14 protein-coding genes are annotated in these 16,808 nt (G+C 73.3%); 7 read left to right on the top strand and 7 right to left on the bottom strand.

The features are described 5' to 3' along the window. Positions 1 to 25 precede the first annotated feature (25 nt). The gene (locus CP983_RS09545; RefSeq protein ID WP_150499287.1) at positions 26 to 877 is read right to left on the bottom strand and encodes an NmrA family NAD(P)-binding protein; all 852 of its coding nucleotides are present in this window, start codon (positions 875 to 877) and stop codon (positions 26 to 28) included. 80 nt (positions 878 to 957) lie between these two features. Here CP983_RS09545 and CP983_RS09540 point away from each other — a divergent pair, with 80 nt between their 5' ends. Together CP983_RS09540 and CP983_RS09535 are read left to right on the top strand one after the other, a co-directional pair. After that, positions 958 to 1,896 carry an AraC family transcriptional regulator gene (locus CP983_RS09540; RefSeq protein WP_150499286.1) on the top strand — a complete coding sequence of 313 codons (939 nt, stop codon included), beginning with the start codon at positions 958 to 960 and terminating at the stop codon, positions 1,894 to 1,896. 76 nt (positions 1,897 to 1,972) lie between these two features. Continuing rightward, positions 1,973 to 2,674, top strand: coding sequence for a helix-turn-helix transcriptional regulator (locus CP983_RS09535; RefSeq protein WP_150499285.1), 702 nt, complete (start codon positions 1,973 to 1,975; stop codon positions 2,672 to 2,674). On the opposite strand, the gene CP983_RS09530 is transcribed toward CP983_RS09535, so the two are convergent. From CP983_RS09530 to CP983_RS09520, 3 genes are all read right to left on the bottom strand, one after another. Further along, entirely contained in the window at positions 2,671 to 3,072 is a 402-nt protein-coding gene (locus CP983_RS09530; protein ID WP_150499284.1) for a VOC family protein, read from the bottom strand. The two genes, CP983_RS09535 and CP983_RS09530, sit on opposite strands and share 4 nt — an antisense overlap. Positions 3,073 to 3,145: 73 nt before the next feature. Next, positions 3,146 to 3,778 (bottom strand): VOC family protein, encoded by a 633-nt coding sequence (locus CP983_RS09525; RefSeq protein WP_150499283.1) that lies wholly within the window; start codon positions 3,776 to 3,778, stop codon positions 3,146 to 3,148. A 62-nt stretch (positions 3,779 to 3,840) separates the two neighbouring features. After that, entirely contained in the window at positions 3,841 to 4,863 is a 1,023-nt protein-coding gene (locus CP983_RS09520) for a DUF5954 family protein (RefSeq protein ID WP_150499282.1), read from the bottom strand. Between the two features lie 148 nt (positions 4,864 to 5,011). On the opposite strand from CP983_RS09520, the gene CP983_RS09515 reads away from it, so the two are divergent. Both CP983_RS09515 and CP983_RS09510 read left to right on the top strand, forming a co-directional pair. Then, positions 5,012 to 5,662, top strand: coding sequence for a ThuA domain-containing protein (locus CP983_RS09515; protein WP_150499281.1), 651 nt, complete (start codon positions 5,012 to 5,014; stop codon positions 5,660 to 5,662). A gap of 206 nt (positions 5,663 to 5,868) precedes the next feature. Next, positions 5,869 to 8,721: an AfsR/SARP family transcriptional regulator gene (locus CP983_RS09510; RefSeq protein WP_229914674.1), complete on the top strand. Its 2,853-nt coding sequence runs from the start codon at positions 5,869 to 5,871 to the stop codon at positions 8,719 to 8,721. Between the two features lie 124 nt (positions 8,722 to 8,845). Here the strand turns inward: CP983_RS09510 and CP983_RS09505 are convergent, their stop codons facing one another. Both CP983_RS09505 and CP983_RS09500 read right to left on the bottom strand, forming a co-directional pair. Beyond that, the gene (locus CP983_RS09505; RefSeq protein ID WP_150499280.1) at positions 8,846 to 10,036 is read right to left on the bottom strand and encodes a ferritin-like domain-containing protein; all 1,191 of its coding nucleotides are present in this window, start codon (positions 10,034 to 10,036) and stop codon (positions 8,846 to 8,848) included. 221 nt (positions 10,037 to 10,257) lie between these two features. Beyond that, on the bottom strand, positions 10,258 to 11,313 hold the full coding sequence (locus CP983_RS09500) for a LacI family DNA-binding transcriptional regulator (protein WP_150499279.1): 1,056 nt from the start codon (positions 11,311 to 11,313) through the stop codon (positions 10,258 to 10,260). Between the two features lie 261 nt (positions 11,314 to 11,574). Here CP983_RS09500 and CP983_RS09495 point away from each other — a divergent pair, with 261 nt between their 5' ends. After that, a complete protein-coding gene (locus tag CP983_RS09495; protein ID WP_189748517.1) occupies positions 11,575 to 13,152 on the top strand; it encodes a carboxylesterase/lipase family protein in 1,578 nt (525 codons plus the stop codon). Between the two features lie 48 nt (positions 13,153 to 13,200). Here CP983_RS09495 and mmuM read toward each other — a convergent pair whose 3' ends face one another. Next, positions 13,201 to 14,124, bottom strand: coding sequence for a homocysteine S-methyltransferase (gene mmuM, locus CP983_RS09490; protein ID WP_150499278.1), 924 nt, complete (start codon positions 14,122 to 14,124; stop codon positions 13,201 to 13,203). A 171-nt stretch (positions 14,125 to 14,295) separates the two neighbouring features. Here mmuM and CP983_RS09485 point away from each other — a divergent pair, with 171 nt between their 5' ends. Together CP983_RS09485 and CP983_RS09480 are read left to right on the top strand one after the other, a co-directional pair. Further along, entirely contained in the window at positions 14,296 to 15,387 is a 1,092-nt protein-coding gene (locus tag CP983_RS09485) for a glycoside hydrolase family 43 protein (RefSeq protein WP_150499277.1), read from the top strand. A gap of 1 nt (position 15,388) precedes the next feature. After that, positions 15,389 to 16,801 carry an RICIN domain-containing protein gene (locus CP983_RS09480; RefSeq protein WP_150499276.1) on the top strand — a complete coding sequence of 471 codons (1,413 nt, stop codon included), beginning with the start codon at positions 15,389 to 15,391 and terminating at the stop codon, positions 16,799 to 16,801. The last annotated feature ends 7 nt before the right edge of the window (positions 16,802 to 16,808 follow it).

Below are 16,808 nucleotides of genomic sequence, written 5' to 3'. Positions count from 1 at the left end.
CCCGCACGGCGGCGGTGGCCCCGGCTCAGGCCTTCCACGCCCCCGCCGCCGCGGCTTCCCTCGCGAAGTCGGTGAAGTCGCGCGGCGCCCGGCCGAGGACCTTCTCGACGTCGTTCGTCAGGTGGGCGTTGCGGCCGTCCATGAGGGTCTCGAAGACCTCCACCAGCAGCGCGACCTCCTCCGCCGGCACTCCGAAGCCGGCCAGGGCCTCGCCGTACGCCCGCGTCGGAACGGGCGTGTACGTGATCGTGGTGCCGGCCGCCGCGGAGATCTCCGCGACCGCCTCCCGCCAGGACAGCAGCCGCGGCCCGGTCAGCTCCAGCGTCCGCCCCGCGTACCGGTCACCGGACGTCAGCACGGACGTCACCACGTCCGCGATGTCCCGCACGTCGACGAACGGCTCCCGCACCTCGCCCGCCGGGAAGACCAGCTCGCCGTGGACCATCCCCTCCACCAGCGGCCCTTCGCTGAAGTTCTGCGCGAACCAGCTGGCCCGCACGATCGTCCAGTCCGCGCCGGACGACTTCAATGCCTCCTCGGTCGGCAGCGCCTGGTCCTCACCGCGTGCCGACAGCAGCACCAGCCGCCGCACCCCGAGCCCCACCGCCTCCCGGGCGAGCGCGCCGATGCCCTCGGCCGCCGCCGGGGAGCCGACGTCGGACGGGTACATCAGATACGCCGCGTCCGCGTCCCGCAGGGTCTGCGCCCATGTCGTCGGGTCCTCCCAGTCGAAGCCCAGGGGCCGGGACGCGGCCCGCACCGTGAGCCCCGCGTCGCGGGCCGCCCGGGCCACCCGGCTCCCGGTACGACCCGAGGCACCGGTCACCACTACCGTCATCCGCTGCGTGTTCGCCTTCTCGGCTGCGTTCTCCGTCATGTCTCCAGTCAACGGCCGCGCGCCCCAACAGCCCATCGCCGAACGGCTCATTCCCATGCGCGGGCGTCTACGCTGGCGGCATGGACGCCCTTGCAGGTCTGCTGGAGGGACCACGTGCCCGTGGCGCCTTCATGATCCGCGCGTGTTTCGAACCGCCGTGGTCCATCCGTATCGAGGACCGGGCCCCGCTCACCGTCATGGTCATGGTCCGCGGTGAGGCCTGGGTGCTCCCGGACCGGGGCGAGCCGATCCGGCTGCGGCCCGGCGACCTCGCGATCGCCCGCGGCCCCGACCCCTACACCTGTGCCGACGCCCCCGGCACCGAGCCGCAGGCCCTGATCCTGCCGGGCGCCGAGTGCAGCTACCCCGACGGCCGCCCCCTCAACGGCTCCATGGACCTCGGCGTGCGCACCTGGGGCGACCGGCCCGACGGCTCGGCCGTGATGCTGATCGGCACGTATCTGTGGGAGGGCGAGATCAGCGGGCGGCTGCTGAAGGCGCTGCCGCCGCTGCTGTCCCTGACCTCGGACGTGTGGGACTGCCCGCTCACCCCGTACCTCATGGACGAGATCGTCCGCGACGAACCCGGTCAGGAGGTCGTCCTGGACCGTCTGCTCGACCTGCTGGTCATCGCCGCGCTCAGGGCCTGGTTCTCCCGTCCGCAGGCGGAGGCGCCGGCCTGGTACGCGGCGCTCGCCGACCCCGTGGTCGGCCGGGTGCTGCGGCTCGTCCAGGACGACCCGGCCCTGCCCTGGACCGTGGCCTCCCTTGCCGCCAAGGCGGGGGTGTCGCGGGCCGCGCTGGCCCGCCGGTTCACCGAGCTGGTGGGGGAGCCGCCGATGACGTACCTCACGGAGTGGCGGATGGCGCTCGCGGCGGACGCGCTGCGTGACACCGACGACACGTTGGACGCCATCGCGCGGAGGGTGGGGTACGGGAGCGCGTTCGCGCTGTCCAGCGCGTTCAAGAGGGTGTACGGGGTGAGTCCGCAGGAGCACCGGGGGCGGGTTCCGTCGTAGGGCGGCCGCGGGTCGCGTGTGGCCGGTCGCGCAGTTCCCCGCGCCCCTGACGGCGGTGCGGCGTAGCCTCGCCTGTATGTACGCGGAGCGGGCGTCACGGCTGCCTGGCGCCGTGGTGTGGACGAACACCCCTGATGAGCACGGCGCCGGGCGGGTCCTGCCCGACGGGTGCATGGACCTGCTGTGGCACGACGGGCGGCTGTTCGTCGCCGGGCCCGACACACGTGCGTACGTCACCGGGGGCGAGTCGGGCGGCTGGGCGGGTGTCCGGTTCTTTCCGGGGACGGCGCCCGCTCTGCTGGGCGTGCCCGCGCACGAACTGCGCGACCGGCGGGTCGAGCTCGTGGACCTGTGGCCGGCCGTGGAGGTACGACGGCTGCGCGGCCGAGTCGAGGCCGCCGCCGACCCGGTGACCGCGCTGGAGGACGCGGCGTTGGAGCGGGCCGCCGCCGTGGACGAACCCGATCCGGTGCTACGACGTGTCGTCACCGCCCTCGACTCGGGACACCCCGTCGCCGCGACCGCCGACGAACTCGGCCTCGGCGCACGGCAGTTGCACCGACGCTGTCTGAGTGCCTTCGGGTACGGACCCAAGACGCTGGCCCGGATCCTGCGGCTGCAACGCGCGCTCGCGCTGGCCCGGGGAGGCACGGCCTTCGCGGACACGGCCGTCCGAGCCGGGTACGCCGACCAGGCTCATCTGGCCCGGGACGTCCGGGAGTTGGCGGGTCTGCCGCTCGGCGAGCTACTCGGCCGACGCGTCGGCAGCGCCCTTTAGGGGCGCCCGTCCAGCGGAGCGAACAGGTCGACGCCGTTTCCGTCCGGGTCCTGCACACAGGCGTACCGCTGCCCCCAGAAGGCGTCCCAGGGCTTGAGCTCGCCGTGGTGGCCGGCGGCCACCAGTTCCTCGTAGACCGAGTCGACCTCCGAGGCGTCCTCGCACCGCATCGCCAGCGAGTGACGGCCGCTCCCGCTGGGCGGTTGCCACGCGGGGTGGAAGGACCGCACGGTCTGCTCGGTGTCGAGCAACAGCCGCAGCCCGCCCGGCAGTTCGGCCTCGGCGTGCGGCTCGCTCTCGGCGCCGTCGGGAAACGTGAAGCCGAGGCGGCGGTAGAAGGCGACGGCGGCGGCCATGTCGGTGACGACGAGGCCGATGGCATCGAATCGTGGAGTCATGCGGCCACCGTAGGCAGGGGCGGGCCGGCCGGTCTTGAAGGATTCGGACACCCCTGCTGTTCGCCGGGCCGGCTCAGCCGAAGGTCACGGCCCCCAGCGGCGTGTCCACCGTGAAGGAGATCCCCACCGGGCCCGTCGTGAGGTCGAGGTCCGTGCCGAGGGCCGCGAGCAGGGGCCGGATCTCGTCCGGCTCGGGCGCGCTCGCGGTCAGCGACAGCAGGGGGGTCGTGGGCAGGCCGGAGGCGGTGGGATGGACCGTGGCGCTCCAGTCGATCAGGAAGGGGACGAGCCCGGAGGGGTGGGCGTCGTCGCCGTCGGTCAGGCGCCACTGGAGCAGCGTGCCGTCGGGCTTGCGGCGGCTCATCGACTGCGCCGGGCCGGGGTCGTAGCCCCGGGCGCGGGCGGCCGCGACGGCCGCGTCCAGGTCGGGCGGGCTGATCGCCCAGGTGACCGTGCGCGGGACGGTGAGCCCGTCGACGTCGAAGGGGCGGGGCTCGCCGGGTGTGGACTGCTCGGGGTCCGGGCCGATGATCTCCAGGTATCTGGTGCCGCCCAGGGACACCAGGTAGTTGCGCGTGCCGAGCCCGACGTGCACGCCGCCCAGGGCGGGGGCCACACCGGTGCGCCGGGTGAAGTCGGCGACCGTGGCGGCCAGGTCGGGGGTCGCGAGGACGAGGTGATCGAGAAGCGCGGGAATGGCGTTCATCGCAGCCGAGGCTACGCAGAGCGGCGTCCGTGATGGAACACCTGTGCGCCACGACACGCCGGTCAGTCGTCGAAAACGACCGTGCCGTCGGGCAGCAGCGTCGGATGGATCTTCATGGGGCCGTACTCGTCCACGTCCGAGGGGCGTGCCGGCTCCGGACCGTCGGGGCCCATCCGCAGCACCCGTTCGACCCGGCAGATCCGGAACACCCGTCCCTCCACCCGGGCCTCGTCGGCGCGCTCCAGCGCCCTGAACTCCTCGGCCGCCCGCGTGTACACCGCCTTTTTCGCGTCGTCGAACCGGTACAGCAGGGGCCACATCTCGGCCATCGCGTCGTGCAGCACGCGCCGGGCGTCGTGCGGGGTGGCCTGGAGCGCCAGGGCCGGTTCCCAGCGGCTTCGCTCCCTTTCGACCACGCCGAAGCACGTGGGCAGCAGCACGACTTCCGGATGCGAGCGCACCGCCCGCTCCGAGTCGCCGCGCACCTCGGCGGGAAAGCGCACGCCCCGGTACGCGAAACCCCGCAGCCACGCCCGCAGGGCACCGGCCATCGGGCCGCCGGCCGCGCGGTCCGTGTCGAGGGCGAGGTCCAGGTCGGGGGAGGGTGTGTGGCCGTCCCGGAAGTTCCAGGTCCGTTCGGCGGGCTCCGGGTCGGTGGGCCGCGGCGGCTCCAGCGCCCGGTCGTCGCAGCGCGTGAACTCGTCCCCGCGCACGATCCGGTACCGCACCCCGCACGCCTCGACCTCGTTCACCGGCTCCCTGTTCAACACCGCGACGGCGGCGAGGAGTTCACGGCGCCTCCCCGGGTCGTCGGTGCCGTCCTTGGCGCGGAACCACAGGTGCGTGTTCAGCGAGTCCCGGCACATCTGCGGCATCCCGTTCACGACCGGCTTCAGCAGCCGCCACCGCGGCCCCGCCGCCGGATCCCGCACGGCGACCCCGAACACCGGACCGCGCAGCGCGAACCCCGGATAGCGCACCGAGGCGTCCACCGCGTCAGCCTCCCGCACCAGGGCGGCGGGATCGTCGCGGCGCACCAACTCCTCGTGCAGCGCGTGGATCTGTTGCTGCCAGTCATGGGTCATGCACGCATTGTCGCGAGGGTGCCTTCACGCCCAGGGGTGAACGGACCCAACATCCACGGCGGTTGGACGGCCCGCGGGCGACGCTACGAAACTTTCCGATCACCGCCGGCCGTGGGGCGGGCCCCATCGCTCGCCTAGGCTCGCCCGCATGCCCGTACGACTCCTCGTCTTCACCCGCACCACCGCCTACCGGCACGACTCCATCCAGGCCGGCGTCGAGGCCGTCCGCGCCCTCGGCGACTTCGAGGTGGACCACACCGAGGATCCACGGGCCCTGGAAACGCCCCTCGACGCGTACGCGGCGGTCCTCTTCCTCTCCACCAGCGGCGAGGTCCTCACCCCGGCCGGGCGTGAGCGCCTCGCCGCGTACGTCGAGGCGGGCGGCGGCTTCGTGGGGGTGCACGCGGCGGCCTGCACCGAGTACGAGTGGCCGTACTACGGCGAACTGCTCGGCGCCCGCTTCGACCGGCACCCCGACCTCCAGCCGGGCAGGGCGATCGTCGAGGACCGCGAGCACCCGGCCACCCGGCACCTGCCCGCCGTATGGGACTTCGTCGACGAGTGGTACGACTTCCGCACCAACCCCCGTGGTGCGGTCAGGGTGTTGGCCCGCGCCGACGAGTCGTCGTACGAGGGCGGCGGCATGGGCGAGGACCATCCGCTGGTGTGGTGCCGTGAGCAGGGGGCGGGGCGCGTCTTCTACACGGCGCTCGGCCATGCCTCCGAGGCGTACGCGGACCCCGCCTTCCGCGCCCACCTCCTCGGCGGCATCGACTGGGCGGCGAGGCCCGCCCGGTAGTCGCGCAGCCCGGTAACCGTGCCGACCTGGCCGGACGCGACGGAGGGCCACTGCCGCCCGGCGGGGTGGCCCTCCGTCGTTCCCCCGTCCGGTGGTCCGGGGAGAACACTGCTCGGCCGACCCTGCCCGAACCTTGAAAAGAGCTTGAATTCGCTGGTCAGAGCACGTGACTTGGGATTTAGGATCCTGCCTCGGGGGTGGTCCGTGTGGCCGTGGAGTTCCGTGTGCTGGGCGAGGTCGAGGTCCGTGTCGACGGCCGGCGGCTGGAGCTGGGTCCCGCGCGGCAACGGTGTGTCCTCGCGGCACTGGCCTGCGAGGCCCCGCACATGGTGACGGTGGACCAGCTCCTCGACCGCGTCTGGGGAGAGCGGCCCCCGCAGCGGGCGCGGGAGACCCTGTACAGCTACCTCTCCAGGCTCCGCCGGGCGTTACAGCCGGCGGCCACCGCCACGGGCACGGACGGGGGAGCGGGGATCACGCGACGCGACGGCGGCTACGAACTGACCGTCGACCCGGCCGCCGTCGACCTGCACCGCTTCCGTTCCCTCGGCGCGGAGGCGCGCACCGCCGTACGGGCGGGCCGCGAGGACGAGGCGGCGCGGCTGTTCGAGGAGGCCCTCGCGCTCTGGCGGGGCGAGATGTGCCCCGGCATGGACAGCGCCTGGTTCACCGCCCGGCGCGAGACGGCTCAACTGGAGCGGATCGCGGCCGTCCTGGACCGGAACGACGTCCAGTTGCGCCGAGGCCGCCACGCCGAGCTGCTGAGCACCCTGCCGGCCCTCGCCGACAGCCATCCGCTGGACGAGCGGCTCGCCGGCCAGCTGATGCTCGCCCTCTACCGCGGCGGCCGGCCCGCCGACGCGCTCCAGCACTACCAGCTCCTGCGCCGCCGGCTCGCCGACGAGCTGGGCATCGACCCCGGCCCACCGCTCCAGGAGCTCTACCAGGGGATCCTCGTCTCGGACCCACGGCTCACCGCCCCGACCCGCGACACCGCCCCGAAGCCACCGACCGCTCCCGCCACGCCACAGCCACGGCAACTGCCCGCCTCACCGCCCCTTTTCACTGGCCGTGGCAGCGAACTCGCCCGTCTCGACAAACTGTTGGCGCCCCACGCCAAGCACGCCGGCAGTGGCGTCCTGATCGCGGCGATCTGCGGCACCGGCGGCGTCGGCAAGACCTGGCTCGCGCTGCGCTGGGCCCACGACCAGCAGGAGCTGTTCCCCGACGGCCAGTTGTACGCCGACCTGCGCGGCTTCGCCCCTTCCGGCGAACCTGCCGACCCGCACACGGTCCTGCGGGGCTTCCTGGAGGCCCTCGGTGCCGACCCGGCGGCCCTGCCCACCGAACCGCAGGCCCAGGCCGCCCTGTACCGCAGCCTCACCGCCGACCGGCGCGTCCTCGTCGTGCTGGACAACGCCCGCGACAGCGACCAGGTGCTGCCCCTGCTGCCGGGCAGCCCCAGATGCACGGTCCTGATCACCAGCCGCCACCAGCTCCCCGGACTCACGGCCTCGCACGGCGTCGGACGCCTCACCCTGGACACCCTCGACACCACCGAGGCCCGCGACCTGCTCGTCCGCCGCATCGGCGCCGACCGCCTGGCCGCCGAGCCCGACGCGGCGGCGGAACTCCTGCGCCACTGCGCCGGACTCCCGCTGGCGGTCGGCGTCCTGGCCGCCCGCGTCACCACCAACCCGGTGCTCACCCTGGCCGGCCTGGCGGCCGAACTGCGCGACACCGCCACCCGGCTCGACGCCCTGGAGACCGGCGAGGCGTCCGCGGACGTACGCGCCGTGTTCGCCTCCTCCTACCGCGCCCTGGACCCGGACTCCGCCCGGGTCTTCCGCCGGCTCGCCCAGGCGCCCGCCGCCGACATCGCCCTGCCCGCCGCGGCCGGCCTCACCGCGCTGCCACCCGCCCGGCTCCGCACCCTGCTGCGCCGCCTCCAGGCCCACCACCTGGTCCAGGAACACCGGCCCGGCCGCTTCTCCTGCCACGACCTGCTGCGGTCCTACGCCCTCGAACTGGCCCGGACCGAAGGGCCCGCCGGCGAAGCGGACGCGGCACTCACCCGCGTACTCGACCACTACGCGCACACGGCGTACGCCGCCGACCTCCTGCTGCTGCCCCACCGCGACCGGCTCGACCCGGCGCCGACGGCGGACGGCGCACAGCCCGAACAACTCGCCACGCACGAGGCCGCGATGGCGTGGTTCACCCGCGAGCACCCGGTGCTGACGGCGACCGTCGAGCACGCCGTACGCACCGGCCACGACGCCCAGGCGTGGCGGCTGGCCCGCGCGCTCAGCACCTTCCTCGCCCGCCGGGGCCGCTGGGCCGACGTCACCGCCGTGCACACCACCGCCCTCGCCGCCGCCGTCCGCCTCGGCGACACCGCCGCCCGCGCCGAGTCCCACCGCACCCTCGCCTGGGCATGCACGGAGACCGGCCGCTACGCCGAGGCCCATGAACAACTCGCCCACGCGCTGGCCCTGTCGGAGGCCGACGGAGACCTCCGCTCGGCCGCCCACACCCATCTCGCCACGGGCTGGCTGTACGAACGCGAGGAGGACCGGGCCGCGGCACTTCGGCACGACCAGCGGGCCGTGGACCTGTTCACCTCGCTCGACGACCTCCCGGGCCGGGCCCGCGCCCTCAACGCGGTGGCCTGGGACCACACCGGGCTCGGCGACCACGCCGAGGCGGTACGCCATTGCCGGCAGGCCCTCGCCATCCAGCGCGAGCTGAACGACGAGCGCGGGCAGGCCGCCACCTGGGACACCCTCGGCTGCGCCCATCACCAACTCGGCGACCACACCGCCGCCGTCGACTGCTACGAACACAGCCTCGACCTCAACCGAGCACTCGGCCACCGCTACAACGAGGCCGAGACCCTGGTCCACCTCAGCCGCACCCACCGCGCCACGGGAGCCACCGAAGCCGCAGCGCAGGCCCTGCGCGAGGCACTGGCCATCCATCTCGACATCGACGCCCCCGCCCGGGAGGTGGACGAGGTCCGCGCACTCCTGCGCGAGCTGGACGGCCCGACCGCATGAGCCCGCGTCGGTTCGGGACCGACGCGGGCTCTCAGGGCGGGGGATTCGGATGTCCGGGGATCAGGGACGCCTGCTGACCCGGTGTCCGGTCCGGCCCCGAGATCCTGTCGTCACGGTGCGACCCTCAACGACGGGGCCTGCGCAGCGCGCGGAACTGGGGGCCGTACGTGCCCCGGCCGCCGGGGACGAGGGTCTCCATCAGTTCCACGGCCGGCTTCTCCAGTCCGCGCATCGTGCGGATGCCCGCGCCGAGGGTGCGGTGGCCGCCGCCCGCCCAGGCCGCGTCGAGTGAGTCCAGCACCGTGCTGTACATGGCGTCGAAGCGGAACAGCAGCCCCCCGACATGGGCGGACGTGTTGCGCCAGCCGCCGACCGGGACGGGGGCCATGGGGCGCACGTCGGGGAAGGGCACGGGCGGGCCGACGTATCTCCAGCCGTCGTCGGTCTCGCGCAGCTCCCTGCCGTGATAGATCTCGCCGAAGGCGTAGTAGTGCGCCGGGCGGTCGTCCGAGAAGGAGTCGGTCGGGGAGCTCTCGGTGCCCTCGCCCTGCTCCCTGATGATCTCGATCGCGTGCTCGACGTCGTCGAGGCTGCGCACCGGGCGCAGCTCGTCGGTGTCGATGTGCTGGGTCACCTGACCCCGCGTCGCCAGGTCCGGCCGTACCGCCCGGAACGCCCCGATCATGCCCTCGTAGAACTCGCCGACGGTGGGGGACTGCACGCTGCGGGCGAGCGACACCTCGGGGGCCTCGATCGCCATCATCACGTCACGCACGAAGGGCCTGGTGAGGCCCGACAGATAGACGGTCACCCCGGCGCGCACGCCGCCCGGCAGCGGACCGGGGTAGACGGGCGCGGCGGCCTTGATCTGCGGCCTGCCGCCCACGGCCACGAGCAGGTTGCAGACGATGCCCAGGTGGTACATCTCGTCGCCGACGATGCGGCGGATCATCCGCGCCACCTCGCTGCGCTGGTCCTTGACCGACCACCAGCCGCACAAGTAAGGCGGGATGGTGGCCAGTTCGAGGCCCACGGCGACCTGAAGGGCGGACCTGAGCCAGGCGACCCCGCGGCTGTCCTCGGGGACGGCCATCAGACGCGCCACGGACCCGAGGCCCGCCGCGGTCTGCGCGGGCGCCTGCGCCGCCGCGGCCTCGGTCGCCGCCACGTCGGCCGCCGTCACGTCCGCCTGTGACGCGGCGGCCTGTGCGGGCCCGGCGACCGCTGTCGGCGCCCCGGCCGCCACCGCGGCCGACGCCAGGAACCTTCTGCGCTTGAACGGAGCAACCGCCGGCTCGTCCGGCTCTTCGCCCATACCCGTCAAGTCAACCTCGCCTCAGCTCATAGGGACGGCCCCGCCTCGGCCAGCCGCACCGCGGCCGGGGCCCCTCCGACAGCTCGCGAAGCTAGCAGCGATCATCGCCGCCACCAGGGCACACGTGCCGAACGGCGCATCGACCACCCTGTCGGGCCAACGATCACGAGACCGGGTGCGTGGGTGCCGCCGCGACCGCCGGGGGGATGTGGCCGAAGGTCTCAGCGCGGCGTCGCGTCCCGTGGTGCGGCCGTGCTCGACCGCCGCACCAGTCGCGTCGACAACTCCGTCCGCGTGCTCTCCGGCCGGTCCCCGTCCATCATCCGCACCAGCAGCCGCAGCGCGGTCGCCGCCATCTCCGACAGCGGCTGGCGGACGGTGGTCAGGGCGGGGGAGATCCAGCGCGCCTCCGGCAGATCGTCGAAGCCGACCACGCTCATGTCGTCCGGCACGCTCAACCTCCGTTCCGCCAGCGCCTCGTAGACTCCGAGGGCCATCCGGTCCGAGCAGACGAAGACGGCCGTCGGCGGTTCGGGCAGGTCGAGGAGCTCCAGCGTCCGCAGGTGCGCGACGCCCTCGTCGAAGCCGGCGTGCCTGACGTACTCGGGGCGGTGCCGCACCCCGGCCGAGGCGAGCGCCGAGCGGTAGCCGGCCACCCGGGCCGCGCTGCACATCTTGCGCTGGTGACCGGCGATGACGGCGATGCGTTCGTGGCCGAGCGCCAGGAGGTGCTCGGCGGCCGTCACCCCGCCGTGCCAGTTCGCCGCGCCCACCGACACCACACCGGACGGCGGCTCAAGGACCGGGTCGATCATCACGAACGGGATGCGGTGCTGCTCCAGCCACGCGTACTGCGACGGCGTCAGCTCGGCCAGGTTGAACAGCACCCCGGAGGAGCCCCGCGCGGTGAGCTTGTCCAGCCAGCCCCGCTCCGGCCGCGCGCCCCGCGTCCGGGTCAGCCCCGCCGAGACCACCACCTCCAGACCCGCGTCGTGGGCCGCCGCCTCCACCCCGTGCAGCACCGCCCCCGACCACGAGTTGTCCAGCGAGTGCACGACGAGGTCGACCAGGCCCGGTGTCTTCGCCGCGTCGAAGCGCGGTCTGCGGACATAGCCGAGCCGGTCCAGCGCCTCGGTGACCCGGCGGCGCGTCTCCGGGGCCACGTCCTCACGGCCGTTGACCACCTTGGAGGCGGTCGGTACGGACACCCCGGCCTCGCGGGCCACCACCGCGAGGGTCGGCCCGGCAGCCACGCTCGCACCGCCCGTACGGACCATCGGGAACCACCTCTCCGGCCCGCCCGAGGGCCATGAAAAGTTTCGACCAGCGCGAAACAGTAAGCGCTTCCTACCCTAGGTTCGCCGCGCCGAGTCCGGAAGAGCCCGGAGTTCGCGGGGGTCACGGGGTCGCACCCGATGCACGCCGGGCACGGGTACGCCGAACAGCCCACTCAGCCGCCCGTGCGCCGGAATACCGGGCCACAATGAGTTGCTCTGATCTTCACGGTGCACGAGCGCGGTGAGGAGGCTGGTGGACGTATGACGGCAGTCCAGGCAGACCCCGTGGTGAGCACGCCCTACGGTTCGGTGCGGGGCCGGTACGAGAACGGTGTCGCGGTGTTCCGGGGCATCCCCTACGCGGCGCCCCCCTTCGGCCCGCTCCGGTTCCGGCCGCCGGTGCCGCCCGAGCCCTGGGACGGTGTGCGCGAGGCCGTGGCCTTCGGGCCGACCCCGCCGAAGCCGCCGTACTCGGAGGCGTTCGCGCAGTACCTGTCCGACCCGGTCGTGCCCGGCGACGACTGTCTCAACCTGAACGTCTGGACGCCCGAGCCGGGCCCCGCCGCCCGCCTCCCGGTCATGGTGTGGCTGCACGGCGGCGCCCTGACCCGCGGCTCCTCCGGCGTGCCCGTGTACGACGGGCGCCCCTTCGCCCGGGACGGCGTCGTCCTCGTCTCGGTCAACTACCGGCTCGGCGTCGAGGGTTACGGCTACTTCCCGGACGCCCCCGCCAACCCGGGCCTGCGCGACCAGCTCGCCGCCCTGAACTGGGTCCATGCCTCCATAGCGGCCTTCGGCGGCGACCCGGACCGCGTCACCCTGTTCGGCCAGTCCGCCGGTGCCATCAGCATCGGCGCGCTGCTCGCCGCCCCGCAGGCCCAGGGCCTGGTCCGGCGGGCGATCCTCCAGAGCGGCCCGCCGGAGGCGGCCGAGCGGGACAAGGTGCGGCGCATGGTGCGCCGGATGGCGACCCGGCTGAAGATCCCCGCCACCGCCGCGGCCTTCGCCGAGGTCGACCCCGAGCTGCTGCTGCGCACCCAGGCCGAGGTGGGCCGGCTCAGCAGCCCCGTGGTGGGCGGGCCCGCCTTCGGCATCGTCGTCGACGGCGACCTCGTGCCCCGTGATCCGCTGGTGGCCCTCACCGAGGGCGATGTCGCGGCCGGCGTGGAGCTGATGCTGGGCTGGACCCGGGACGAGTACCGGCTGTGGCTGGTGCCCGGCGGGCTCCTGGAGCGCGTCGACCGGCTCGGCGCGGTCGCCCTGGCCGGCGCCATGGCCCGCTGCCGCGTCGGCGCCGATGTGCCCCGCGGCTACCGCGCCCTGCACCCGAAGGCCGGCACCGCCGAGATCGTCGGCCAGATGGTCACCGACCACCTGCTGCGCCTCCCCCTGCACCGCCTGGCCGACGCCCGCCCCGGATCGTCGTACGTGTACGAGTTCGCCTGGCCCTCCAGCCTCCCCGAACTCGGTGCCTGTCATGCGCTGGAGCTCGGCTTCGTCTTCGACACCGGGGAGGTCCCCGAGTCCCGCAAGCTGGCCGGCGAGGGGGCTCCGCAGGAGCTGGCCCACGAGATGCACCGGGCCTGGGTGCGGTTCGCGGCGGACGGCGACCCCGGGTGGCAGGCGTGGGACGACACGCATCCGGTACGGATCTTCGGCGACGGCGACACCCACACCGCCCACGGTCCGCGCGACCCCGAGCTCGCCCTGTGGGCCGCCGCCCAGCCCCGCGAGCCCGCCGTCACGACGGACCTGGCCGACGGCGTGCCCGCGCGCGGCACCGAGATGCGGTCGGTCGTACGACGACTGCGGTTGCCCGGCGCGGTACGCCGGCACTGAGGGCCACCGGGCGCTCTTCCGGGGGTGGCCGACCGTCGGCACGGGGAGCTACGCCGTGGCCCCCAGCGTCCGTGCGATCGAGCCGATCACCTCGGGGCCCACCCGGCAGCAGCCGCCGATCAGCCGTGCGCCGGACGCCCGCCACCCCTGGACCTCCTCCGCCGTGAAGGTGGACCGGCCGTCCCAGGCACGCGCCGCGGCGTTCCAGGCCTCGCCGCTGTTGGGGTAGACGACGACGGGCTTGCCCGTGACCCGGACGGCGGTCTCCACCGCCCCCTCGACGTCCTCGGGCGCACAGCAGTTCACGCCGACCGCGATCACCTCGTCGACGCCGGCGGCGAGTGCGAACGCCTCCTCCAGCGGCTGCCCGGCACGGGTGCGGTCACCGGCCACGGAGTACGACAGCCAGGCCGGGACCCCGAGCCCGCGCACCGCCCGCAGCAGCGCCTCGGCCTCGTCGGTGTCGGGGACCGTCTCCAGGGCCAGCACATCGGGCCGCGCCCCGGCCAGCACCTCCAGACGCGGCCGGTGGAAGCGCTCCAGCTCCGCCACGCTCAGCCCGTACCTGCCCCGGTACTCGGAGCCGTCGGCGAGCATCGCCCCGTACGGCCCCACCGACGCCGCCACCCACAGCGGCCGCGCGATGCCCTCGGCCCGTGCCCGCGCTACCGCTTCGCGGGCCAACTCCACGCCGAGCGCGATCAGTTCGGCGGCCCGCTCACGCCCGATGCCGCGCTTGGCGAACCCCTCGAACGTGGCCTGGTAGCCGGCGGTGATCGCCACGTCCGCGCCCGCCTCGAAGTAGGCGAGATGCGCCTCGGTGATCGCCTCCGGCACCTCCGCGAGCAGCCGCGCCGACCACAGCTCGTCGCTCAGGTCGTGCCCGGCGGACTCGAGCTGGTTGGACATCCCGCCGTCGAGCACGACGGTCCCGGCGGCGAGGGCTTCGGCGAGGGCGATGGTGCTGTTCATACGGACGACGGTAGTCGAGTGGGACTCGACCCCAGGGGAAAGCGCTCTCTCCCGTCCCGTCGAACCCGTTGACCTCCCGGTGGCACACCCTTACCTTTTCGGCGTTCGTAATGACAGATCGCGTCCGCGATTTCGAACGATTCCCCCATGTGCCCCCGAGAGGCAGTCCGTATGAGCCGCGAACACGACCTGCCCCAAGTCCCCAGCCGCAGACTGCTGTTGAAGGGTGCCGCGGCCGCCGGCGCCCTGACGGCCGTCCCCGGCGTCGCCCACTCCGCGCCCGGGCCGGCGCCCTACGAGAACCCTCTCGTCCGGCAGCGCGCCGACCCCCACATCCACCGCCACACGGACGGCCGTTACTACTTCACGGCCACCGCCCCGGAGTACGACCGGATCGTCCTGCGCCGCGCCCGCACCCTCAACGGCCTGTCCACGGCGGCCGAGTCGGTCATCTGGCGGGCCCACCCCACCGGCGACATGGCCGCGCACATCTGGGCGCCGGAGCTGCACCGCATCGGCGGCAAGTGGTACGTCTACTTCGCCGCCGCGCCCGCCGAGGACGTGTGGCGCATCCGCATCTGGGTCCTGGAGAACTCCCACCCCGACCCCTTCAAAGGCACCTGGGTGGAGAAGGGGCAGGTCAGGACGGCCTGGGAGACCTTCTCCCTCGACGCCACGACCTTCACCCACCGCGGCACCCGCTACCTGTGCTGGGCGCAGCACGAGCCGGGCATGGACAACAACACCGGCCTGTTCCTCTCCGCCATGGCGAACCCCTGGACACTGACGGGACCTCAGATCCGGCTGTCCACACCGGAGTACGACTGGGAGTGCGTCGGCTACAAGGTCAACGAGGGTCCCTACGCCCTGAAGCGCAACGGCCGCATCTTCCTGACCTACTCGGCCTCCGCCACCGACCACCACTACTGCGTCGGCATGCTCACCGCCGACGCCGACCGCAACCTCATGGACCCGGGCAGCTGGTCCAAGTCCCCGGCCCCGGTCTTCACCGGCAACGAGACCACGAAGCAGTACGGTCCCGGCCACAACTGCTTCACCGTCGCCGAGGACGGCCGCAGCGACGTGCTCGTGTACCACGCCCGCCAGTACAAGGAGATCGTCGGCGACCCCCTGAACGACCCCAACCGCCACACCCGCGTCCAGCGGCTCGGCTGGCACCCGGACGGCACCCCGGACTTCGGCATACCCGTGGCGGACACCGCGGCGGACACGACCGCCGCGACCGTGAAGAGGAGTGAGTGAGATGAGACGTGCGTACGCGGTTCTGCTCGCCTTCTGCCTGGCCCTGGCCGGCGCCCTGGTCACCCCGGGCCCCGCACAGGCGGCGCCCCGGACCGTCACCACCGGCACGCAGTTCACCGACACCTCGGGCAACCCGGTGCACGCCCACGGCGGCGGTGTCCTCAAGGTCGGCGCCTACTACTACTGGTTCGGCGAGCACCGCAACGCCGACAACACCTTCCGCTACGTGGACGCCTACCGCTCCACCGACCTGCAGAACTGGGAGTTCAGGAACCACGTCCTGACCCAGTCGAGCGCCGCCGAGCTGGCCACCGCCAACATCGAGCGTCCGAAGGTCATGTACAACGCCGCCACCGGCAAGTTCGTCATGTGGATGCACAAGGAGAACGGCACCGACTACAGCGAGGCCCGCGCCGCCGTCGCCGTATCGGACACGGTCGACGGCAACTACACCTGGCAGGGCAGCTTCCGCCCGCTCGGCCAGCACATGTCCCGCGACATCACGGTGTTCGTCGACACCGACGGCACCGGCTACATGATCTCCGCCGCCCGGGAGAACTACGATCTCCAGATCTATCGCCTGACCAGCGACTACACGGGCATCGCCGCCCTGGTCGCCGACCCCTGGCACGGCGGCCACCGCGAGGCCCCCGCCCTGTTCAAGCGGAACGGCGTCTACTTCATGCTGACCTCGGGCGCCACCGGCTGGAGCCCCAACCAGCAGCAGTACGCCACCGCCACGAACATCGCCGGGCCGTGGACCGCGATGACGAACGTCGGCGACTCCACCACCTACGGCTCACAGACCGCGTACGTCCTCCCGGTGCAGGGCACCTCGGCCACCTCGTACCTCTACCTCGGCGACCGCTGGGGCAACTCCTTCGGCGGCACCGTGAACGACTCCCGCTACGTCTGGCTGCCGCTGACCTTCCCCTCCTCGACGTCGATGTCGATGTCCTGGTCCCCGGAGGTCACCGTCGACACGGCCACCGGCGCGATCAGCGGCACGAGCGCCACCTACAACACCCTCGTCGCCCGGCACAGCGGCCGCTGCGCCGACGTCACCAGCCAGTCGCAGTGGCAGGGCGCCCAGCTCAAGCAGTACGACTGCAACGGCGGCACCAACCAGAAGTACTGGTTCAAGTCCGTCGGCGGCGGCTACCACCAGCTGATGGCCCGGCACAGCTCCCTGTGCGTCCAGGAGAACGCGAGCACGGTGACGCAGGAGAACTGCAACGCCTCGTCCACCGCCCAGCAGTGGTCGGTCACCACCAGCGGCTCCTACGTGGCCGTCGTCTCCCGCGCGAGCGGCGAGTGCCTCGACGTGAACGGCGCGTCCACCGCCAACTCCGCCGCGATCATCACCTACACCTGCAACGGCGGCGCCAACCAGCAGTGGACACGAGGGTCGTGAGATGCCG

This window comes from Streptomyces chartreusis (genome assembly GCF_008704715.1).
Taxonomy (GTDB): Bacteria; Actinomycetota; Actinomycetes; order Streptomycetales; family Streptomycetaceae; genus Streptomyces; species Streptomyces chartreusis.
This window is presented reverse-complemented; position numbering and strand designations above follow the sequence as displayed.

Coding starts and splice junctions, on each gene's coding strand:
- CP983_RS09480 (WP_150499276.1), top strand. CDS start 15,389: ATGAGACGTGCGTACGCGGTTCTGCTCGCCTTCTGCCTGGCCCTGGCC.
- mmuM (WP_150499278.1), bottom strand. CDS start 14,124: ATGAACAGCACCATCGCCCTCGCCGAAGCCCTCGCCGCCGGGACCGTC.
- CP983_RS09530 (WP_150499284.1), bottom strand. CDS start 3,072: ATGACTCCACGATTCGATGCCATCGGCCTCGTCGTCACCGACATGGCC.
- CP983_RS09535 (WP_150499285.1), top strand. CDS start 1,973: ATGTACGCGGAGCGGGCGTCACGGCTGCCTGGCGCCGTGGTGTGGACG.
- CP983_RS09540 (WP_150499286.1), top strand. CDS start 958: ATGGACGCCCTTGCAGGTCTGCTGGAGGGACCACGTGCCCGTGGCGCC.
- CP983_RS09505 (WP_150499280.1), bottom strand. CDS start 10,036: ATGGGCGAAGAGCCGGACGAGCCGGCGGTTGCTCCGTTCAAGCGCAGA.
- CP983_RS09495 (WP_189748517.1), top strand. CDS start 11,575: ATGACGGCAGTCCAGGCAGACCCCGTGGTGAGCACGCCCTACGGTTCG.
- CP983_RS09515 (WP_150499281.1), top strand. CDS start 5,012: ATGCCCGTACGACTCCTCGTCTTCACCCGCACCACCGCCTACCGGCAC.
- CP983_RS09485 (WP_150499277.1), top strand. CDS start 14,296: ATGAGCCGCGAACACGACCTGCCCCAAGTCCCCAGCCGCAGACTGCTG.
- CP983_RS09545 (WP_150499287.1), bottom strand. CDS start 877: ATGACGGAGAACGCAGCCGAGAAGGCGAACACGCAGCGGATGACGGTA.
- CP983_RS09520 (WP_150499282.1), bottom strand. CDS start 4,863: ATGACCCATGACTGGCAGCAACAGATCCACGCGCTGCACGAGGAGTTG.
- CP983_RS09500 (WP_150499279.1), bottom strand. CDS start 11,313: ATGGTCCGTACGGGCGGTGCGAGCGTGGCTGCCGGGCCGACCCTCGCG.
- CP983_RS09525 (WP_150499283.1), bottom strand. CDS start 3,778: ATGAACGCCATTCCCGCGCTTCTCGATCACCTCGTCCTCGCGACCCCC.